We start from the raw sequence: 21,607 nt of genomic DNA, 5'->3' as shown, positions 1-21,607 counted from the left end.
CCCGGCAAACCAATCTGGAGTAGCGGCATGAGCCTGCAAACCTTTTTTCTGTATCTGGCGGCGGTCTTCGTCTTGACGGTGACGCCCGGACCCAGCGTGCTGATGTGCGTGACCAACGGCATTCATCACGGCACCCGGCGCGCGTTCGCTTCCGCGCTCGGCAGCGTGACGGCGGTATGCCTGATCATGGTGGTGTCGGCAGCCGGACTCGGGGCGATTCTGGCGGTGTCGGAAAAAGTGTTTCTGGTATTGAAATGGTGCGGCGTCGCTTATCTGGCGTATATCGGCATTCGCACTTTCTTTTCGCAGCAAAACAGCTTTGCTGCCGAAGACGCTGCCGAGGGCCGCAGCAAATCGCGCCGCAGCCTGTATCTGCAAGGCTTTCTGGTGGGCGGCAGCAATCCCAAGGCCTTGCTGTTCTTTACCGCCTTCTTCCCGCAATTCATCAATCCGCAGGCGGCGCAGTTGCCGCAATTTTTATTGCTGGGCGCGACCTTCGTTTGCTTCGAATTATTCTGGCTGACGTTTTATGCCCACTTCGCTTCGCGGATTGCGCCATGGCTGCGCACGCCGGGCCGCGCGCGCATGTTCAATCGCTTGTCGGGCGCGGTATTCCTCGGCGCCAGCGCGGTGCTGGCCAGCGTCCGCCGGGCCTGAGCGGCAGCAACACAAGTCTTTTGAAAAAAATCATTTGAAGAAACGAGTTTGCTCATGACTGCTCAAATCGTCGCCTGGGCCGCCCAGGATACCCGTCTGATGTTTTCCGTCCTGATTGCACTGGTGGCGATTGTGTTGTTGATCAGCGTGCTCAAGCTGGCGCCGTTCCTGTCGATTCTGCTGGGTACTTTCGTGGCCGGCATGGGCGCCGGTTTGCCGCTGGAAAAGATTGCCTCAGCATTCAGCAAAGGCGCCGGCAGCATTCTCGGTGAGGCCGGTATCATCATCGCGCTCGGCGCCATGCTGGGGGCGCTGATGGCCGACTCCGGCGCAGCCGACAAGATCGTGACCACGCTGTTGCGCTACGCGCGCGGCGCTTTCATTCCGTGGATGATGGCGCTGGTCGCCATCGTGGTCGGCTTGCCGCTGTTCTTTGAAGTTGGCCTGGTGATGATGGCGCCGATCATTTTCGTGATGGCGCGGCGTTCGCAGCAACCGATTCTGCGCGTGGCGATTCCGGCGCTGGCCGGCATGACCACGTTGCATGCCTTGTTGCCGCCGCATCCGGGGCCGCTGATTGCGGTCAGCGCCTTGCATGCCGATCTCGGCACTACCATGCTGCTCGGTCTGGTGGTGGCGATTCCGGCCGTGATTCTGGCGGGTCCGCTGTATGGCATGTGGCTGGCGCCGCGCATGCCGATCGGTGAGCCGGAACAGATCGGGGCGTTGTTCAAGGGCCAGCAAGCGGAAGAGATGCAACCCGGTTTTATACCGTCGCTGGTGACCATCCTGTTGCCGGTAGTGCTGATGCTGGGGCGCACCGTCGCCAAGATCTGGCTGACTCCAGAGACTACCTTGTTCGAGATGTTGAATTTCTTCGGCGAGCCGATCATCGCGCTGACGGTTACCGTGTTGTTTGCCGTGGTGGTGCTGGGCTGGGGACGCGGCGTCAGTCGCACCGATGTCGGCGCCATCTTGCGCAAGGCCTTGCCACCGATTGCCGGCTTGTTGCTGACAATCGGCGCCGGCGGCGGTCTCAAGCAAGCGCTGTTGACGGCCGGCATCAGCGATACCATTACCAAAGTCGCGGCCGGTACCCACTTGCCGCTGATCTTGCTGGCCTGGCTGATTGCCGTGGCATTGCGGCAAGCCACCGGCTCGGCCACGGTGGCGACCACCGCCACCGCCGGTATCGTGGCGCCGCTGGTGGCGTCGCTGTCGGGTACGCATAACGCCTTGATGGCGCTGGCCATCGGCGCCGGCTCGGTCTTCTTTTGTCATGTCAACGATGCCGGTTTCTGGATGGTCAAGGAGTACTTCGGCCTCGATCTCAAGCAAACCTTTGCTACCTGGTCGGTGATCCAGACCATCGTCTCGGTAGTCGGACTCGGCATGACGTTGCTGTTGTGGGGGCTGCTGACCTGATGCCAGGCTGAAACCGCGCTGCTGCCGGGCTTGGTGAAAAGCGCGGCGGCTTGTACCATGAGCCTGATCCGACCTGTTTTCAACACTGCCTTTCAATTGTCCCCAGCATGCCTATACGTGTCCAAACTGCCGATTTCGATCTCGCTGCCGAGATTGCACAACTGCGTCGTAACGATCCGGGCATCGGTGCGGTGGTCAGTTTTGTCGGTACGGTACGCGATATCAATGACGGCGCCAGTGTCGCCACCATGGAGCTGGAGCATTACCCGGGCATGACCGAGAAAGCCCTGCAGCAGATTGTGGCGGACGCCAAAACACGTTGGGATATCTGCGATGCACTGGTGATTCACCGTGTCGGGCCATTGTTGCCGCTGGACCAGATCGTGCTGGTGGCGGTAACGTCACGCCATCGCGGCACTGCGTTTGCCGCCTGCGAATTCATCATCGATTATCTGAAAACCGAGGCACCGTTCTGGAAAAAGGAGCAGACGCCGGAGGGCGCGCGCTGGGTGGATGCGCGCGACAGCGATGCGCAGGCGCTGGACAAATGGAAGCCGGCTGGCTGAACAAGTCGGGCGCAAACCGGCTGGTCCGCGTCAGAGGCGGATTTCGGCCTCGGCATAAAAACGATAACCCAGATTGCGCGCAGTATTGACCGGCAATGTCAGGCCGCATGCCCGTTGCGCTTTGCGGCGCAGGCGGCAGATCTGGGTATCCATGCGGCGCTGGTCGTAATCCATGAAATCGGCACCCAGCATCAGCACGATATCCTTGCGGCTGATCAGCGTGCCCGGCGCTTGCATCAGGATCCGCAATACCGTCAGGTCCTGATGCGACAACGGTATCGGATTGGCGCCGGGCGGGCGCAATTGGCGCGGACCCAGTTCCAGCACCCAGCGTTCTTTAGGTTCGGCTTCGCCCAGACGCCGGCGCAGCGCCACCAGCGTTACCGCCAGTTCGTCGAGATCGGCGGTCTTGGCCAGATAGTGATCGGCGCCGCCATCCATGCCGGTGATCTTGTCTTGCAAACCGCCGCGCGCTGTCAGAATGACAATGCCGACTTGTTGATCCTGGGCCCGCAACTGGCGCATCAGGTCGAGGCCATCGCCGTCCGGCAAGCTCAGATCGAGAATCGCAATGCGGTGCAGCGCCGGATCATGGATCTGATGGAATTGCGCCAGACTGTCAGCCGTGTCGACGCGATAGCCGATATCGGTCAGGAACTCGGCGAGTTCCTGACGCAAGACGATTTCGTCTTCCAGCAAAATAAGATGGGTTCTTGGCATGACGCAAGCATAGCCGATTGTGGCGGCAAGTTATCTGAGCAAATCTGAGCAATCGTCAAATTGATCTCAAATCCTGAGCCGGCATGCTATCCTGCGCCGCCATGAAACGTCTGCCATTTTTCTTTTTGCTGGTACTGTTGCTGCCGTTGCTGCTGCAAGCGCAGCCGCTGTCGCAGCCGGTGCTGGCATTGGGCGCGGATACCACGTATCTGCCGGCCAGAGGCGCCATGACGCTGCTGCGCGATCCCAATGGCAGCATGACACCGGCGCAGGCACTGCTCGCCAGTGGTTGGCGCAAGTTGCCCAATTCAGTCAGTGAAGGGTATACCGCGGATGTGGTCTGGCTGCGCCTGGAGATAAACCGGACTGCCGATGCACCCAGGGATTGGGTGCTGCGGTTTACCAACGCCTTGCTGGATGATGTGCGTTTTTACCGGCAAGACGCTGACGGCGTCTGGACCCCGCTGCATTCCGGCGAGGATGTGGGCCGCGCCAACTGGCTCATGGATGAGCGCGGCGTGGTGTTGCCGATACGCGTCAAGAACCCGGGGCCGGAAACCTGGCTGGTGCGTCTCAAGACCAAGAATGCCATGGCTACCGATCTGGAAATCTGGACCAGTATCGCCTTCAACGATTTTTCACGTCGCGAATATCTGTATTACGGTTTGTACTTCGGCTGCTATCTGCTGCTGATCCTGTTTCATACCCTGTTCTGGCGCATGACCGGAGAGGCGCTCAGTGGCTGGTATCTGCTGTACGTCTGGTTCAACGCCATGAACGAAGTCATGACGGTCGCCTTGCCGCAGCAATTGTTCAATATGCCGGTGACGATCTCGGACCCGTTGCTGGGGCTGTCGATCTGCATCAGTCTGACCGTTGGAGCGCATTTCTCGTCGTTGCAACTTGAGTTGCCGACTTTATGGCCGCGCTTCAGCAAGGCCGTCAGCTTCGGTACCGCCATGGCCAGTGCGGCCGGCTGCGCGCTGGTGCTGTCCGGGCGCTACCCCGACGGCATGATTCTGGTGCAAATCCTGGCCTTGCTGCTGATTGTCGGGTTTATCGGCATGTCCTTGTGGCTGCTCACGCGCGGCTACCGGCCGGCGCGCTTTTTCTTGCTGGCGTTCGGTATTTTCTATGCCGGTGTGATCATCAGTTTTATGCGCAATCTGGGATGGGTGCCGTTCAATTTCTGGACCGGTCATGCGTCCGCCATCGGTGCCTTTTTGCATATGCTGTTGATGAGCCTGCGACTCAACCTGCGCTATAACGGCTTGCGACGCGACAAGGAAATGGCGCAATCGGAAATGGTGCGGGCGGTGCGCCAGCTTAACGATGGCCTCGAACATCAGGTCGCCAAACGCACGGTCGCCTTGCAGCAGGAAATCGCGCGGCGCGAGTTGCTGGAACTGGAATTGCGTGATGCGCTGGAAGTCGAGCGGCGCACGCGCGAGGAGCAAAAAGATTTCGTGGCGATGGTGTCGCATGAGTTCCGGACACCGCTGGCCATCATCAATACCACGGCGCAGCAAATTGCCAAGAATCTCGATGCGGTGCGCGAAAAGACGCTGGTGCGTTGTCAGAATCTGCGCAATGCGGCGCAGCGGATGGCGGCGCTGGTGGATGAATATTTGACGGCCGACCGCATGGATACCGGCATCGCGGCATTCCGGCCCGAGCGCTGCGACCTCGGCGCCTTGATCGATGGCGTACTGGATGAGTGGCCGCATGAACGTGTGCAGCGTTCACTGCAAGCATTGCCGCCGCAGTTCGTGTGTGACAAAGGTTTGCTGCGGGTGGCATTGCGCAATTTATTGACCAATGCCGACCGCCATGCGCCTGAAGGGCGGCCGATTCTGGTGCATGCCGGGGTACAGGATAGCGGTGATATCCGCATCGCCGTGTGCAATGAAGGACCGCCGATTGCCGACGATGAAGTGCCGCGTCTGTTCCAGAAGTATTTTCGCGGCCGCATTGCGCAACATTTGCCGGGTGCCGGGCTGGGACTCTATCTGGTGCAGCGCATTGCCACCATGCATGCCGGTGAGGTGAAGCTGGAAAATGCCGGCCATCATGGCACCTTGATTTTTTCGCTGTTGCTGCCCGAACGCAATGGCTTGTCCGGCGCCGCCCAGCCGGCGGCAAGTTGAGCGCAAGGGCGGGGCGCGTCCGGCCCAACGCATCATCAAAAATCAGGCCGGTTTGGTCGCCTTGCGATTGCGGTTGGCTTGAATCTTTTCTTCGAAGCAGGCCGGGTGGCGCTGCTTCAATTCCGGCAAATGATCGATGATGTCGCGCATGTGGATTTGCATGGCGGCATAGGCGGCTTCGGGTTGCCCCTGGCAGATGGCCTCGATGATGGCGCCGTGTTGATTGATGACCCGATGGTTGGTGGCGATGTCCGGCAAAATCAGATAGCGCACCCGGTCCAGATGGGCGCGTGCCTGTTCCACTGTGCGCGCCAGACCGGGCATGCCGCTGGCAACGCAGATTTCATAGTGTGTTTCTTCATCGACGGTATGAAAGGCGGTCCAGTCTTCGGCCTGCAATGCTGCCCGCAGCTTGTCCATCACGGCGCGCAGTCGCACTGCCTTGAGCGGGTCGATGATTTCAGCGGCGCGGCGTGCCGTGGCGCACTCTACCGCTTCGCGCAGGAACTGTGCTTCCAGTAACGCTTCCATGCGGATCGGTGCGACAAAGGTGCCGAACTGCGGATAGGCATTCAACAAACCATCTTCCGATAAACGGATAAACGCTTCACGTACCGGTGTGCGACTGATGGCCAGCGTCGATGCGACTTCCTGTTCCGAAATCGGCTGATTCGGCGGCAATTCCAATGAAATGATGGCGCGCCTGAGCAGCGTGTAAATCTGCTCGGAGGCGCGGAATTTCCGGTCCAGCGGCGTCTCCAGGAATATTTTTGCTACGACATCCATGCTTGTTGTTCCATCAAATGATTCCAATGTCGGGCCGGCGTTCCCATCCGTTGTGCCATGCTATCGGCGCTTTTCATCTGCAAAAGCGACCTGATTTTTTCCTCTCTTTGCATGTTTGCTGCGTAATCGCGGCATCTTGTCGGTATTTCGACGCAATTGGCTGTCGCTTGGGGTTAAAAGCGTCGCGATTCCCGGCGCACAAATCTCATTATACAGAGTCACTCCGCACAACAGGTTGACATGAACTAGACGACTGGTACACTAGTCCTCAAATAAAAAGCTGTCGTGAACGTCCGTATCTCAACTCAAAGAGGAAGCCGTGAAGATTACTGCCATCAAAGCATTTGCAACTGTAAGTCCTGTTTCAGACTGGGTATTTGTCAAAGTGGAAACTGATCAGCCGGGCTTGATCGGCTGGGGCGAATGTTCGTTACCGGGGAAGCCGAACGCCATGCTCGGCGCGGTGGCCGATCTTGAGAAACTGGTGGTCGGCGCCGATCCGACCAATACCGAATGGTGCTGGCAACGCATGTACCGTCACGCGTTCTGGCGCGGCGGTCCGATTCAGACGGCGGCTTTGTCCGGGGTGGACATTGCCTTGTGGGATATTCGCGGCAAGCTGGCCAATCAACCTGTGTACAAACTGATGGGTGGGGCAGTGCGGGACCGCATTCGCTTGTACGCCAACTGCGGCCTGTCGAGTGATCCGGAGGAATTGCGCCGGCGCGTGCGGCATGCAGTGTCGCTGGGGTATACCGCAGTCAAGTTCTATCCGCTGCCGGCCGTCAATGCGGTCGATAGCCTGGCGACGATCCGGCAAGTGGTGGCATGCTGTGAAGCGGTGCGCGATGAAATCGGCGCTGAACGTGATTTCGCGCTGGATTTCCACGGTCGCCTGAGCAGCGGCTTTGCGGTGGAAATCGAATCCGCCATTCGTCATACCAAACCATTGTGGATTGAAGAACCGGTCTTACCGGAAACGCCCAAGGCATTGGCGCGGCTGGCAGAAAAATGCGTGATTCCGATTGCCGTCGGCGAACGCCTGTTTACCCGTTTCGATTTCCGCGAAGTGCTGGAAAATGAATGGGCGACCGTGATTCAACCCGATGTGGCGAATGCCGGCGGCATCACTGAAATGATGAAAATTGCCGCCTTCGCCGAAACCTATGGTGTGGCGCTGGCGCCGCATAATCCGAATGGCCCGGTGCAATCGATAGCCGGCATGCATCTGGCGGCGGCACTGCAACCATTCGTGATTCTGGAACATCGACACGAGCATCACGATTTTCTGGAGCAGTTGGCCGACAATATTCCCAAGGTCGGTGCCGACGGTTATGTCGGGTTGCCGAAGGGGCCGGGACTGGGTATTCACGTCAATGAAGAGTTCGCCCGCGCCAACAATCACGGCACCTGGATTCCTGAAGTATTTCGCGCTGACGGGACCATTGGCGACTGGTAAGCGCTACCGGCAATCATCCACGCGACGCAGGAGGGCGTCGCCGCAAGTGACAAGATGTGCAAGCAGCTTTGATCCATACAATCCGGAGACCAACAATGAAAAAAATGACTGTTCAACTGTTCAAGACCGCCGTTGCATTGGCGCTGTGTGCCGCTGCCGTGACGGCGGCGCATGCCAATACACTGGCCGATATCAAGAAGCGCGGTGAAATTGCGATTGCCGTCGATCTGGGAACGCCGCCGTTCGGCTCCGTCAATGCGCAACTACAACCGTTTGGCGCCGATGTCGATGTGGCGACCAAACTGGCCAAGGACATGGGCGTGAAATTGCGGATTGTCGAAGTCACCGGTCCGAATCGGATTCCGTTCCTGATGACGCAGAAGGCCGATATCGTGATCTCCTCGTTTGCGATTACCCCGGAGCGCGAAAAGGTGGTTGATTTTGTGCCCTACAGTGTCAACCGGTTGGTGGTGTTTGCCCCGGCGCCGGTGGCGATCAATTCCATGAATACCCTGGTCGGCAAGAAAATAGCCGTGGTACGCGGCAATCTGCAAGATACCGAACTGACCCGGCGCGCGCCGCAGGGAACCATCCTGTCGCGTTATGACGATGACGCCACCACCATCGCGGCCTTGTTGTCGGGACAGGTGGATGCCTTGTGCGCACCTTACGGCATGTTCCTGTCGCTGCAACAGCAGTACGCCGACAAGAAGCTGGAGATCAAGCTGGATGTGACGGTGCAGCCATTGGGCATCGGCTTGCGCAAGAATGATCCGGAACTCAAGGCATGGCTGACGCAATGGACTGACGACAATGTGAAAAACGGTACGCTGTCGACCGTGTTCCAGAAGTACATGGGCGTGCCGCTGCCGGACCTGAAACAGTTCGCCAAAAAATAAACATCATCACGACCGCCATGTGAAAAAGCCGGACCTGTCAGGCACAGGTCCGGCTTTTCTGTTGATGGTGACAGCTTCTTTCTTTGCCCTTTTTTACTCTATTTCTTGTCGTCCTTGTTCGACGGTTCCAGCACCACCGTGCAGGTCAGACCGGCGGCCAGCAATACCCCTTGCGGTACCTCATCAATGTGAATGCGCACCGGCACCCGTTGCGCCAGCCGTACCCAGTTGAAGGTCGGATTGACGTCGGCCAGCAATTCGCGGCTTTGCGGATTGTCGCGGTCGTAGATGCCGCGTGCGATGCTGTCGACATGGCCTTGCAATACGGCGCCGCTGATCAATTGGATTTTGGCCTTGTCGCCGACGCTCAGATAAGGCAGTTTGGTTTCTTCGAAATAACCGTAAACCCAGAATGAGTGACTGTCGATGATGGCGAATTTGGCGGCGCCGACACTGGCGTAATCACCGCGTCGCACATTCAGGTTGGTGACATAGCCATCGACCGGGGCAATTACCTTGGTACGTTCCAGATTGAGTTTGGCGGTGTCGCGCTGGACCAGTGCAATCTGGTATTGCGCCTGCGCGGCGCTGGCCTGGACGTCGGAGTCTTCGCGGGTTTCGCGCGAGACCACCAGATTATCCATATCGGCGCGCCGGCGCGCCTGGGCACGGCGCATGTCGAGTTCAGCTTTTTTCTCTTGCACTGCGGCTTCCGCCTGTTGCAACGCCAATTGATAATGCGCCGGATCGATTTGCATCAGCAGATCTCCCTTGTGCACCAGCTGGTTGTCGCGCACCGGCAAGTCGACAATCTGGCCGGAGACATCCGGTGCGATATTGATGACGTCGGCACGGATGCGGCCGTCGCGGGTCCATGGCGAAACCATGTAGTGTTTCCACAGGGTCCATCCGAGAAAAATGGCCGCGAGGAAAATCAGCAGGGTAATGCTGAAACGAAAAATCGATTTGACCGACATGATGAAATGCTCCTGAATATTGCTTTGATGACTTCGTTGACCAATGTGTTGATTGCTGCGGTGACAGCTGCTGCTGCCGTTAGCGATATACCGCCAGCCCGAGCACGCCGAGAATGCAGACAAACAGGCTGACCCGGAACAAGGAGGCGTGCCAGACAAAATCGTATAACCCGAGACGTACCAGCAATCGGTCTGCCGCGATCGTGATCAGCCCCGACAAGAATGTCAGCAGCAGCAGCGCCGGCACATAGGCGTCGAATAATGAAATTTCACGCGGCATGAGAAGGACCTTCCGAGGTTGAAGTGGCAGAGGTGTTGCTGCCGGTGCGGATCGGATGCAGCGGCGAATGCTCATCCAGCAAGGCGGTGCGGATGAAATGCAGGTAGCTCAGCGTGCGTTGCAAGCGATGCCGTTCGCTGCGCGGACGCTGGTGCGGGCCGATGGTTTGATGTACCACGGCGATGGCATCGTTGGTGGCGCTCATTGCCGCTGCCAGCGTTTGCGCGCTGGGCGCATCGAACAAGGCCGGGATGGTGCGGCGGATATCGGCCAGGGCCTGATAGGCCGCAGGCGGCAACAGATTGGGCGTTTCGCGCCGGATACTGGCCAGCTCCTGGCGCAGTTCGATAATGGCGTGTCCGACTTCCAGCGTGGCAAACATCCAGCCCAGCGCCGATTGTTTCAATTCCGGCTGGCTGGCGGTCAGTACGCTGATCTGGTGCATCAGGTCGCGCGTGCCGCTTTCAAAGCGACCGGCCAGATCATTGAGTTTGCCAGAGCAGGCTTGTACCACTTGCTTGCGCAATTTCTTTTCCATGTGCCGCACTACCCAGGCGTTGGCTGGCGGCAGCAGAATCATGAATGCGACCGTCGTCACCAGCAAGGAACCCATCAAGGCGACCGATTCATTGAGATAGGTGGCGGCATTGAAGTTGGCCAGATTATCGGGCACCGCCAGAAACGGAAAGAAGATACAGATACCCATGCCGAATCCGGCCCAGGCCGGGCGCGTGGTCAGATATACCGCAAACAGCAACAACGGCAACAGGGCCGTGGCCAGCAACAAAAATCCATCCAGATGCGGGTATATGTGGAACACGTAAAAATAGCCGATGATGATGGCGGCGATCACGCCGAAACTCATGTTGCGGGTGGTGCGGGCCGGGTCGGGGGCGGCCGAGGTGATGGCGCAGAAGGCGGCCGCATTGAGGGCGGCGAAGTCGCCGCTGGGCCAGCCGCTGGCAATCCAGAACGCCGACAGCAACAACAGCACGACGGCAGCGCGGGTGCCGGCCACGGCAGCGGTGAACAGACTGGTCTTGGGGGCGTATGACTTGTCCCATTGCTCGCGCTCATGCGAGCGCTGCACCAGCGAGGCATAGGTCAGCGTATAGGCATGCAACTCTTCGATCACGCGATACAGCAGTTCGCTGGCAGTGTCGAAATCCAGCAACGTGACGGCATTGTCTTCCGGCAGCGCGGCGCGGGTCTGGCGAATGCGCTTCGGCAATTCTTTTTTGAAACGGTCCAGCTTGATGGCGGATTCGGCGGCATCGGTAGCGCTCATGACCGGTTCTCCGCCGGAGCGTGTCAGCAACGGCGTGACTTCCTTGAAGTACGGCTCAATTGCGGTAATGACGGTGTCGGCATGGTTGGTGTGCAGCCGGTTCATCAACTGGTGCAGCGCATGGACGCGGGTCGACAAGGCCATGAATTCGCTGTTCATGCGCGTCAGCCGGCCGCTGCGCAAACGCACATCGGGATCTTCGAACACCGCTGAACTGCGGATCGCTTCCAGACCGATGATGTCGCTGATGAAGCGGGCGTTGGTGGCTTCCAGTTGTTTGCGATCAACCTTGCCGGCCAGCGTGCCGCCGATCAGATCGACGAAGGCGGAAAAACGGCCGCGAATGATGCGCACCAGATTGGGTGCGGTACGTTGCGGAAAAACCAGCGAGCTGACCATGGCGGCACACAAAATGCCGAGCGACAATTCGGTAACCCGCGTGACCACCGAATCGAAGGTGAGCGCCGGATGAACCACTGCCGGAATCCCGATCAGTGCCACGGTGTAGCCCGAGAGCACGAAACCATAGGAGCGGAAGTTGCGGTTGTGGGCCGAGCCGGCGGTGCACAGGCCGATCCAGATCGCGGTGCATAACAGGAACAGTTCCGGCGTTTGCGCAAACAAGGCGACGAACACGAACACGGCGGCAGTGCCGATCAGCGTGCCGATGATGCGGTAGAAACTCTTGGCCAGAATCATGCCGCTTTGCGGCTGCATGACGATGAACACGGTGGTCATCGCGGTGCGCGGCGATTCCAGATCGAGCAGCATGCCGATCCCGAGTGCCAGCAGCGACGCCAGCGCCATCTTGAAGATATAGGTCCAGACCAGACGGTCGTTCTGATACCAGTCGGTCACGGCATCCTTGAGTTGCCGCGACCATGGCAGGCGCTCAGCGGCAGTGGTGTCGGTAGTCATTGTTTGCTACCCGCGCTGGCCTGCGCATCGTGCCGGACATCCTCTTCGATACCGCCGCCGAGCGCCGCTGTCAGGGTGGCGTAGGCGTTCAGTTTTTGCGCCTGCAATTGCTGGATGATTTGCTGTTGGCGCAGCAATTGGGTCTGCGCATTCAGTACATTCAGATAGCCGGTCAGGCCGCGCTGGAAGGCGCGCATGGCAATCGCCACATTCTTGCGCGCGGTATCGACCGACAGCTCTGCCTGTTGTTGCTGGCGTTGCAGCGAGCGCAAGGTCACCACCTGATCGGCAATACTCTTGAGTGCCATGCTCAGCAACTGGTTGTAATGTTCGACTTCGAGATCGTAACCGGCGGTGGTGGCGCCGAGCTGGCCGCGCAGGCGTCCGCCTTCGAAAATCGGCAGCGATACAGCCGGCCCGAATGAGGTGCTGACATTGCCGAGCGTCAGGAACGACAGCAAGCCACCGCCGGCTGCCATCGGTCCGATGCTGGCCAGCAAATTGATGTTGGGATAAAAGGCGGCCTTGGCGACCTGAATGTTTTTGCCGGCGGCTTCGACCCGCCAGCGCGCCGCACTCAGATCGGGTCGACGACCCAGCAATGCGGCTGGCAGTACCGCCGGCAAGCCGATGGCGGCATCCATTGTCAGCGCTGGCCGGGTAATACTATCGCCGGCGCCGGGACCTTTGCCGAGCAAGGCGGCAATCTGATTGCGCGCCAGCGCGATGTTTTCATCCAGCGCTTCAATCTGACGCCGGGTTTCCGGCAGCGGCACTTGCGCTTCGCTGATTTCCAGCTGCGTGCCGATACCGCCTTTGAAGCGCTTGTTGGCGAGGTCGAGGATTTGTTGCTGTTGCTGCAGCGTGGCTTCGGTGTTGTCGCGCAATCCGTATTGCAGTGACAGCATGACATAGGCGCGCACGATATTGCTTTCCAGATCGAGCTGGGCGGCGCGGCCATCGGCGGCCACCGCTTGCAATTCATCCTGTGCGCGTTCGCTATTGCTGCGATTGCGGCCCCACAGGTCGAGGTTGTACGACATGCTGATGACGGCGCTGTTATTCCAGGTATCGGTACTGGCCATGGCACCGCCACCGTAATAGGGGTTGTCGGACCAATGCTTGCGGTTGATGCCGGCATCCAGATTGGCTTGCGGCAACTCGCCGGCATGCGCGACCTCGGTCAGCGCCTGCGCCTGCCGTACGCGGGCGGCGGCAATCGCCATGCTTGGATTGTCGGCAATGGCGGCCGTCACCAGTCGATTCAGTTGCGGGTCAGCATATTTTTCCCACCAGGCGCGTTGCGGCCAGCCGGCAGTGGCGCCGACGGTGCGGATCGCGTTGCCGACATCAAACGTGGCAACCGGTTGTAAATGTGCTTGCGGGGCGATGCCGCCGTCACTGGCGCAACCGGCGACGAGCAGGCAAAAAGCCAGCGGCAGGCTCAGCGCCGCCGTCGCCAAGTGGCGCTGGGCGGTATTTTGCTGGTTTGGTGTGCTTGCCTGAGTGTTCATGAGATTACCCAATAAAATGCAAATATTGAGGGTCTGGTAACAATTGACTTGTGCGATGCGTTCGACCTCTTTCGGGAACGGGCCGCAGGCGTCACATGCGGTTGTTGCAACTCGTTGCTGCAGCACCGCTGCGCCAGGCACGTAACGCCTGCGACCGCGTTCGGACTCACAATCAATTATTACAAAACCCTCTCCAAACGATTATATTTTGTAATTATTGATAGAGAAATGCCGCTAAACACAAAGGTTTTTATCAATTATCGCAATAATCATTGGCCAAAATTGGGTAACAATGCGGTAGCAAGACGATTGTTGCAGTATCGCCTAATGTGATCTCCGGCCGGTGGTAATTGCATCGGCAAGCAACAAATGATGGCAACCAGCGACGCCGCCAGCGCGGCGCGTGCAGATCGGGAATGAAATGGATACCTTGCAAAACATGCGCGTTTTCATGCGCGTGGTGGATGCCGGCAGCTTTACCGCAGCGGCGCAGCAGATGGAATTGACGACCGCCCATGTGTCGCGCGCGGTAGCGGATCTGGAGCGACATCTGCGTACCCGGTTGCTGAACCGGACCACGCGCCGGATTGCGTTGACCGAAGCCGGCGAGCGCTATTTATTACGCTGCGAACAAATCATGTCGTATGTGCAGGAAGCCGAGGCCGAGGCCGGCGACGCCAATGTGCGACCGTCCGGCCGCTTGCGCGTGCATGCCATGACCAGTTTCGGTCAGCGCTATGTGATACCGGCCATTTCCAGTTATCAGAAACGTTATCCCGACGTCGCCATCGAGCTGACGCTGGCGCAACGCATTCCTGATTTGCTGGAAGAGGGCTATGACGTGTCGCTGGTGCTGGCGCGCGAGTTGCCGGACTCCGGTTTGATTTTTCGGCAACTCGGCACGATTTACAGCGTGGTGTGTGCCTCGCCGTCGTATGTTGAAAAGTATGGCGCGCCGCAGCGGCCGTCGGAGCTGGTCAATCACGCTTGTCTGCAACTGGTGAGTCCGGTGTCGCCGCTTGATGAGTGGCTGGTGGAAGGGCCGGAGGGACACGAATCGATTGCCATCAAGAGCAACTTTCAGGTCAACGTGGCCGAAGCCATGTTGCTGAGCATCCGCGAAAGCATGGGCATCGGTGTGCTGCCGATTTATTCTGCGGTCGACCCGCTGCGCTCGGGTACTATCGTGCGGGTGCTGCCGCAATACCGCATGCAGCAAATGGGCGTGTATGCACTGTACCCGTCGCGCCAGTATCTGGACGCCAAGATCAGTACCTGGGTCGACTGGATGCACGAAAGCGTGGACAAGGCCTTGCAAGAAGATCATTTGGCGCTTGACCGGATTGCCGCGCATTCGGCATGATCGGGTGCAGAGAAAATGGATCGGGCAGGTTCGGAACGGGAGACGATGAATGGCTTGGGTTGCGGTAGGTGTCGGGGCTGCGCTGGGCGCGTGGCTGCGTTGGTGTCTGGGATTGTGGTTGAGCGTGGCCGGTCAGGCCATGCCGTTGGGAACGCTGGCGGCCAACTGGGGCGGCGGCTATGTGATCGGCTTTCTGGTGGCGTTTTTTGAGCGCTATCCGGGCTTGCCGGCGGAATGGCGCTTGTTCGCCATCACCGGGTTTCTGGGCGGTCTGACGACGTTTTCCAGTTTTTCGGCAGAAGCCATGATCTTGCTGCAACGGGGCGATTATCTGTGGGCGCTGGCGCACTCGGCGCTGCACCTGATGGGGTCGATTGCGTTATGTATTGCCGGTTTTGCAACTTATCGGGCAATTTTCGGCTGAGGCCGACCGGGTTTGTTGCAGGGCTTGCCACGTGCCTTGCTGTGCGGCTTGTTATGGATCTGATTGATATAGATCACGTCAGGTTTTCTTGAAAAGGGACAGGATGTCCCAACCTTGTTGTTATTCAAGAACTGGAGCGAAACATGCGTCTCGACAAACTCACTACCAAATTGCAGGAAGCGTTGGCCGATGCCCAAAGTCAGGCAGTCGGTCACGATAATCAATATATCGACCCCATCCATCTGGTGCGCGCACTGCTGGCGCAAGATGACGGCAGCAGCCGTTCCTTGCTGCAACGCGCCGGCGTCAACGTCGCCGGTCTGAGCACCGCCTTGCAAGGCGCGCTGGAGCGTTTGCCCAAGGTCTCCGGCCATGGCGGCGAAGTGCAGATCGGCCGCGATCTGGTGTCGCTGCTCAATCTGGCCGACAAGGAATCACAGCAGCACGGCGATCAGTTCATCGCCAGCGAAATGGTATTGCTCGGGCTGGCCGATGACAAATCGGAAGCCGGCAAGCTGGCGCGGGCCAATGGCCTTTCGCGCAAATCGCTGGAAAGCGCCATCAATGCCGTACGCGGCGGCGCCAGCGTGTCTTCGCAGCAAGACGAAGGCCAGCGCGAAGCACTCAAGAAATACACCCTCGATCTGACCGAGCGTGCCCGCAGCGGCAAGCTGGACCCGGTGATCGGCCGCGACGATGAAATCCGGCGCGCGATTCAGGTGCTGCAACGACGCAGCAAAAACAATCCGGTGCTGATCGGCGAACCGGGCGTCGGCAAGACCGCCATCGTCGAAGGACTGGCGCAACGTATCGTCAATGGCGAAGTCCCCGACAGCCTGAAGTCGAAGCGCGTGTTGTCGCTCGACATGGCGGCGCTGCTGGCCGGTGCCAAATATCGCGGTGAATTTGAGGAACGCCTGAAGTCGGTGCTCAAGGAAATTGCGCAAGACGAAGGGCAAACCATTGTCTTCATCGATGAGTTGCACACCATGGTCGGCGCCGGCAAGGCCGAAGGCGCGATGGATGCCGGCAACATGCTCAAGCCGGCCCTGGCACGCGGTGAATTGCACTGTGTGGGCGCCACGACGCTGGATGAATACCGCAAGTACATTGAAAAGGATGCCGCGCTGGAACGCCGCTTCCAGAAGATTCTGGTGGACGAGCCAAGCGTGGAGGCGACCATCGCCATCCTGCGTGGCTTGCAGGAAAAATACGAAGTCCATCATGGCGTCGATATCACCGACCCGGCGATTGTGGCGGCGGCTGAATTGTCGCATCGCTACATTACCGACCGTTTCCTGCCGGACAAGGCGATTGACCTGATCGATGAAGCTGCGGCCAAGATCAAGATCGAAATCGACTCCAAGCCGGAAGTCATGGACAAGCTGGACCGCCGACTGATCCAGTTGAAGATCGAACGCGAAGCGGTCAAGCGCGAAAAGGATGAAGCCTCGCAAAAACGGCTGGCCTTGATTGAGGAAGAAATCCTTAAGCTCGATCGCGAGTACGCTGATCTGGAAGAAATCTGGAAAGCGGAAAAGGCGACGGTGCAGGGCAGTCAGCATTTGAAGGAAGAAATCGAGCAGATTCGCCTGCAAATGGAAGAGGCGACCCGCAAGAGCGACTGGCAAAAAGTGTCGGAACTCAAGTACGGCAAGCTGGCCGAGCTGGAAAAGGCACTTGAAGCGCAGAACAAGCAAGATGCGGCGGCCGAACACAACAGCACGCGGCCAACGCTGGTGCGGACCCAGGTCGGTGCCGAAGAAATTGCCGAAATCGTGGCGCGCGCCACCGGTATTCCGGTGTCACGCATGATGCAGGGCGAACGCGAAAAACTGCTGCACATGGAAGAAGTGTTGCATCAGCGCGTGGTGGGGCAGGACGAAGCGATTGTCGCGGTGTCGGATGCGATTCGTCGTTCCCGTGCCGGTCTTGGTGATCCGAGCAAGCCATACGGCTCGTTCATGTTCCTTGGCCCGACCGGAGTCGGCAAGACCGAGTTGTGCAAAGCGCTGGCATCGTATCTGTTCGATACCGAAGAAGCCATGATCCGCATCGATATGAGCGAGTTCATGGAAAAGCATTCGGTGGCGCGGCTGATCGGTGCGCCGCCAGGTTATGTCGGTTACGAAGAGGGCGGTTATCTGACCGAAGCGGTACGCCGCAAGCCCTACAGCGTGATTTTGCTGGATGAAATTGAAAAAGCCCATCCGGACGTGTTTAATGTCTTGCTGCAAGTGCTCGATGATGGCCGCATGACCGATGGTCAGGGCCGCACCGTGGACTTCAAGAACACGGTGATCGTGATGACGTCGAATCTCGGCTCGCACAAAATCCAGTCGATGGAAGGCAGCGACCCGGCGGTGATCAAGATGGCTGTCATGGCAGAGGTGAAACTGCATTTCCGTCCGGAGTTTGTAAACCGGGTAGATGAAATCGTGGTGTTCCATGCGCTCGATGAGAAAAACATCGGTGCGATTGCCAAGATTCAGTTGCATATTCTGGAGCAACGTCTGGCCAAGATGGATATCGGCCTCGTGATTTCAGATGCCGGTCTGCAAAAAATCGCCGAAGCCGGTTTCGATCCGGTCTATGGTGCACGACCGCTGAAACGGGCAATTCAGCAGCAGATCGAGAATCCGCTGTCGAAGTTGATCCTGTCCGGCAAGTTTGGCCCCAAGGACGTTGTGCACGTGGGTGTACAAGATGGTGCACTTTCGTTCGGCCAGCACTGAAATACCTTGATCAAACCGACACGGTTATGATATTTACTCTCCCTGAGGCTTTGGAAAATGCCATGCTGCAATGTGGCACTTTCCGGAACCCGGGGAGTTTTTTTTGCCGATGCTGACGAACGGCTGACAAGCACTGTTTTCATCGTCATATTTCTGTTCCCCCCGGTACCGCGCCTTCGTACAAATAAACAAGAAGCAGCAAAAGCAGCAAAAGCAGCAAAAAAGCAGCAAGAGCGCGCAACCGTAATACTGATCGCAGTACAGGCAAGGGGGAATTCTGAAGCAATCTTCGCTACAACGGCTATTCATTCTGCCGTTTGTATTTCTCATGTTATGCCTGATTGTTACCATCGGCTGGTTCTTATTCCGGGCCGGTGATGACGCTACCGAGGTGTTGGCGCGCAATGCGCTGGTTGATACGATGGCGCGGGTCGGCCAGGCCACTGACCGGCAACTGCTGGGGGCACGTGAAACCCTGCGGGTGGTGGCGCCGGATGCCATTCCGCCGGCGACCCCGGCTGGCGAGCCGGTATTGTTGCCATTTCCGAAAGACCATGCCGCGCTGGAAGAGCGCCTGTGGCTCGCCAATTCGCTGTTTGATGAGCCCAGTTACGTGTATTTCGGCGGTGTTGACGGCAGTTTCCTCGGCTTGCGTCAGGAGGAAACCAATCTCTTCATGTACAGCATTCGCGATGGTCAGCAGGGCAAGAATTACGTCTATTATCTGCACGGACCCGGCACCGTGCCGGAACTGGTGGCGACGCAAGACTATGAGCCGCGCAATCGTCCCTGGTATGTCCGCGCGGTCGAGCGCAAGCAAGAAACCTGGTCGCCGGTATTTACCGATTTCCGCCTCAAATTCCTCGGCATCAGCTTATCCAAACCGGTCTACACCGCAGACCACGTCTTGCTCGGCGTGGCGACCAGCAGCATCGGCCTGCTCCGGCTGGGCAAGATTCTGGAGAAACTGCCGCCCGGCAAGAACGGCGTGTCCTTCATTGTCGAACCTTCCGGCGAATTCATCGCCACCTCGGATGCCGAAGCGATTTACAAAGTGGATCAAAGCGGCAGCAATTTTGTCCGCCTGAATGCGGCGCAAAGCAACTCGGCGCTGGTGCGTCAGGCATACAGCAATCTGGTTGACTATCTCAAGACCCAGGCGCTGGTGCCCGGTGAACTGGTGATTCACAGCCTGGCCGGCAGCAACGATAAAACCGAGGTGGCATTTCGTCTGCACCGCGACAGCGCCGGCCTCGACTGGATTGCCGTCAGTGCCGTGCCGCGTTCGGATTTCCTCGGCTCGGTCACGGGCGGTGTTTACCAAACCTTGTTGTTGGGGTTTGTTGCCGTATGCCTGACGTTTGTCTTCGGCTTCGTGATTTTGCGCTGGGTTTTGCGCGACATCCGCAAGCTGACCGAAGCGGCCAAGAGTATCGGCAACGGCGAACCGTTTCCGTCCCTCAATATCGACCGGCGCGATGAAATCGGTCAATTGGCGCACAGCTTTCAAGAGATGGAGCGAAATTTGCGCACAGATCGCCTGACCAACGCCTTGAACCGCGATTCCCTGATTGCCCAGATCGATTTCCGCCGGCGCAATGCCTCTGAAGCCAACCCATTGCACTTTGCCTTGCTGTTCATCGATCTGGACAAGTTCAAGGCCATCAATGATCAGTATGGTCATGATGAAGGCGACAAAGTGCTGATTGCCGCGGCACAGCAATTGCAGCGCGCGGTGCGGCGCGATGATTCGGTGGCGCGGTTTGGCGGTGACGAATTCGTGGTCTATCTGCATGGCGTGGAAACCGAAGAAATTGCCCATGCCATTATCGACAAAGTCCGCACCTTCCTGACCAAGCCGGTCGCCGGTCGCGACGGCCTGGAATATCAGATCGAAGCCTCGATCGGCATGGCGCTCTATCCGCAAGACGGATTGGATATCGAAACCCTGCTGCGCGTGGCTGATTCGCGCATGTTCGATCAAAAACGGATGCACCGCGTGATGTCCTGCTGACATCGTATTGATCGCTTTCCTCTTTTTTGCAATCAGGAGATTTGCTGATGACATTTGCTACCTGTGATTTGTGTGACGCCAACGAAGACAAGCTGGCCAATGGCACGTTGACCGTATTGCCGCCGATGTTTGCCTCGTTCGGCAAACAGGTCGCTTTCAGCGGTCCGGCCAAAACTCTGAAAGTGTTTGAAGACAACGTGATGGTGCGTGCCGCACTGGAAACGCCGGGGCAGGGGCGGGTGCTGGTGGTGGATGGCGGCGGCAGCCTGCGTTGTGCACTGGTCGGCGGCAACCTTGGCGTGCTGGCACAAAACAATGGCTGGGCCGGTATCCTGGTCAACGGCTGCGTGCGCGATGTGCTCGAACTCAACGCTTGCGAAATCGGACTGCGGGCGCTGACGACACACCCGCAGCGCAGCATGCGCAAAGGCAGTGGTGATGCGGATATCCGCGTGTCGATTGCCGGTGTTGCGATTTATCCCGGCGACTGGATTTACGCGGATGCCGATGGCATACTGATTTCCCGGGGACAGTTGTAAGCATCAAACATTGTTGCAAATTTTGCAATTCATCTTTGTTATATAAAAGGAAATAGGGCGGGGATAAAAAAGTAATATCTAAATCGCGTTCCAGCAATCTCACCCACTTATTCAAGGAGGCACAGATGAGCGACGATATTCCCACACCCCCGCCACGGCGTAACTTCTTGCGACAGGTCATTACTGTCGCTGGCGCCGCACCATTTTCATCCCAGTTTGTTGCCGGAGCAGGTGTTACTGCAGCCGTGGCGGCAGCATCGGCGCATGCCGCTGATGCCGCGACTGCTGCAGCACCGCCGCCGCTGATCGGTTACGAATGTTTCAGCGCCGATGAATCCGCCTTTACCGAAACCATGGTCAATGTCATGTGTCCGGCCGATCAGTACACGCCGAACGGCGTCGACTGCGGCCTCGCCATTTTCATTGACCGCCAGCTCGCCGGTGCGTATGGCAAAGGTGCCGGGCGCTACATGCACGGGCCGTGGCAACCCGGCAAACCTGAACTGGGTTTGCAATTGCCGATGACGCCGGAGCAGTTCTTCAAGGCCGGTGTCGAGGCCGCCAACCGGCAATGCCAGAAAAAATTCAACAAGACCTTCGACCAGCTGACGCCGGCAGATGCCGACGCCTTCCTCAACAGCATCGCCGGTGGCAAGGTGACCGATGACGATGTGCCGCTGGCGTCGTGGTTCAACGATTTGATTTACCCCTTGTTTTCGCAAGCCTGTTTTGCTGATCCGCTTTACGGCGGCAACAACAATAAAGTGTTCTGGAAAATGGTCGGCTATCCCGGCCTGCCTGCCACGCATACGCTGGATATGGTGAATTTCCGGGGCAAGCCGTTTCCGGGTGCGAAAGATCCCAAGTCGATTATCGACTTCAGCTAACAGGGGCAC

At 58.4% G+C, this 21,607-nt stretch carries 18 protein-coding genes; 12 read left to right on the top strand and 6 right to left on the bottom strand.

The features are described 5' to 3' along the window. Positions 1-27 precede the first annotated feature (27 nt). The 3 genes from AKL27_RS07625 (at position 28) to moaE (ending at position 2,648) form a co-directional block, all read left to right on the top strand. A complete protein-coding gene (locus tag AKL27_RS07625; protein WP_050462209.1) occupies positions 28-657 on the top strand; it encodes a LysE family translocator in 630 nt (209 codons plus the stop codon). 54 nt (positions 658-711) lie between these two features. Continuing rightward, positions 712-2,082 carry a GntT/GntP/DsdX family permease gene (locus tag AKL27_RS07620; RefSeq protein ID WP_050462208.1) on the top strand — a complete coding sequence of 457 codons (1,371 nt, stop codon included), beginning with the start codon at positions 712-714 and terminating at the stop codon, positions 2,080-2,082. A gap of 107 nt (positions 2,083-2,189) precedes the next feature. Continuing rightward, positions 2,190-2,648 (top strand): molybdopterin synthase catalytic subunit MoaE, encoded by a 459-nt coding sequence (moaE, locus tag AKL27_RS07615; protein ID WP_050462207.1) that lies wholly within the window; start codon positions 2,190-2,192, stop codon positions 2,646-2,648. Positions 2,649-2,678: 30 nt separating this feature from the next. On the opposite strand, the gene AKL27_RS07610 is transcribed toward moaE, so the two are convergent. Continuing rightward, on the bottom strand, positions 2,679-3,368 hold the full coding sequence (locus AKL27_RS07610; protein WP_050462206.1) for a response regulator transcription factor: 690 nt from the start codon (positions 3,366-3,368) through the stop codon (positions 2,679-2,681). Positions 3,369-3,469: 101 nt separating this feature from the next. On the opposite strand from AKL27_RS07610, the gene AKL27_RS07605 reads away from it, so the two are divergent. Beyond that, entirely contained in the window at positions 3,470-5,515 is a 2,046-nt protein-coding gene (locus AKL27_RS07605) for a sensor histidine kinase (protein WP_050462205.1), read from the top strand. A gap of 42 nt (positions 5,516-5,557) precedes the next feature. On the opposite strand, the gene AKL27_RS07600 is transcribed toward AKL27_RS07605, so the two are convergent. Continuing rightward, positions 5,558-6,301: a GntR family transcriptional regulator gene (locus AKL27_RS07600; protein ID WP_050462204.1), complete on the bottom strand. Its 744-nt coding sequence runs from the start codon at positions 6,299-6,301 to the stop codon at positions 5,558-5,560. A gap of 319 nt (positions 6,302-6,620) precedes the next feature. Between AKL27_RS07600 and dgoD the strand changes: the two genes are divergently transcribed. Beyond that, on the top strand, positions 6,621-7,760 hold the full coding sequence (dgoD, locus tag AKL27_RS07595; RefSeq protein WP_050462203.1) for a galactonate dehydratase: 1,140 nt from the start codon (positions 6,621-6,623) through the stop codon (positions 7,758-7,760). Between the two features lie 95 nt (positions 7,761-7,855). Continuing rightward, entirely contained in the window at positions 7,856-8,659 is an 804-nt protein-coding gene (locus tag AKL27_RS07590; RefSeq protein WP_050462202.1) for a transporter substrate-binding domain-containing protein, read from the top strand. A 98-nt stretch (positions 8,660-8,757) separates the two neighbouring features. On the opposite strand, the gene AKL27_RS07585 is transcribed toward AKL27_RS07590, so the two are convergent. The 4 genes from AKL27_RS07585 to AKL27_RS07570 all read right to left on the bottom strand — a co-directional run bounded on the left by AKL27_RS07585 (position 8,758) and on the right by AKL27_RS07570 (position 13,636). Next, positions 8,758-9,636: an efflux RND transporter periplasmic adaptor subunit gene (locus AKL27_RS07585; RefSeq protein ID WP_050462201.1), complete on the bottom strand. Its 879-nt coding sequence runs from the start codon at positions 9,634-9,636 to the stop codon at positions 8,758-8,760. Positions 9,637-9,715: 79 nt separating this feature from the next. Continuing rightward, a complete protein-coding gene (locus AKL27_RS07580; protein WP_050462200.1) occupies positions 9,716-9,916 on the bottom strand; it encodes a DUF1656 domain-containing protein in 201 nt (66 codons plus the stop codon). Further along, entirely contained in the window at positions 9,906-12,122 is a 2,217-nt protein-coding gene (locus tag AKL27_RS07575; RefSeq protein WP_050462199.1) for an FUSC family protein, read from the bottom strand. Before AKL27_RS07575 ends, AKL27_RS07580 begins: the two co-directional genes overlap by 11 nt. After that, positions 12,119-13,636, bottom strand: a complete 1,518-nt coding sequence (locus AKL27_RS07570; RefSeq protein WP_083438924.1) for an efflux transporter outer membrane subunit — start codon at positions 13,634-13,636, stop codon at positions 12,119-12,121. Before AKL27_RS07570 ends, AKL27_RS07575 begins: the two co-directional genes overlap by 4 nt. Positions 13,637-14,057: 421 nt before the next feature. Here AKL27_RS07570 and AKL27_RS07565 point away from each other — a divergent pair, with 421 nt between their 5' ends. From AKL27_RS07565 to AKL27_RS07540, 6 genes are all read left to right on the top strand, one after another. Further along, positions 14,058-14,999 carry a LysR family transcriptional regulator gene (locus AKL27_RS07565; RefSeq protein WP_050462197.1) on the top strand — a complete coding sequence of 314 codons (942 nt, stop codon included), beginning with the start codon at positions 14,058-14,060 and terminating at the stop codon, positions 14,997-14,999. Positions 15,000-15,048: 49 nt separating this feature from the next. Continuing rightward, positions 15,049-15,423: a fluoride efflux transporter CrcB gene (gene crcB, locus AKL27_RS07560; RefSeq protein WP_050462196.1), complete on the top strand. Its 375-nt coding sequence runs from the start codon at positions 15,049-15,051 to the stop codon at positions 15,421-15,423. A gap of 143 nt (positions 15,424-15,566) precedes the next feature. Then, positions 15,567-18,158 carry an ATP-dependent chaperone ClpB gene (clpB, locus tag AKL27_RS07555; RefSeq protein ID WP_050462195.1) on the top strand — a complete coding sequence of 864 codons (2,592 nt, stop codon included), beginning with the start codon at positions 15,567-15,569 and terminating at the stop codon, positions 18,156-18,158. 328 nt (positions 18,159-18,486) lie between these two features. Then, on the top strand, positions 18,487-20,172 hold the full coding sequence (locus AKL27_RS07550; protein WP_050462194.1) for a sensor domain-containing diguanylate cyclase: 1,686 nt from the start codon (positions 18,487-18,489) through the stop codon (positions 20,170-20,172). A gap of 47 nt (positions 20,173-20,219) precedes the next feature. Continuing rightward, the gene (rraA, locus tag AKL27_RS07545) at positions 20,220-20,711 is read left to right on the top strand and encodes a ribonuclease E activity regulator RraA (protein WP_050462193.1); all 492 of its coding nucleotides are present in this window, start codon (positions 20,220-20,222) and stop codon (positions 20,709-20,711) included. 125 nt (positions 20,712-20,836) lie between these two features. Further along, positions 20,837-21,598: a gluconate 2-dehydrogenase subunit 3 family protein gene (locus tag AKL27_RS07540; RefSeq protein WP_050462192.1), complete on the top strand. Its 762-nt coding sequence runs from the start codon at positions 20,837-20,839 to the stop codon at positions 21,596-21,598. The last annotated feature ends 9 nt before the right edge of the window (positions 21,599-21,607 follow it).

The organism is Herbaspirillum autotrophicum (assembly GCF_001189915.1).
GTDB classification, from domain to species: Bacteria; Pseudomonadota; Gammaproteobacteria; order Burkholderiales; family Burkholderiaceae_D; genus Herbaspirillum; species Herbaspirillum autotrophicum.
The sequence above is the reverse complement of the archived record's forward strand: the minus strand, read 5'-3'. Positions and strand labels throughout refer to the sequence as shown.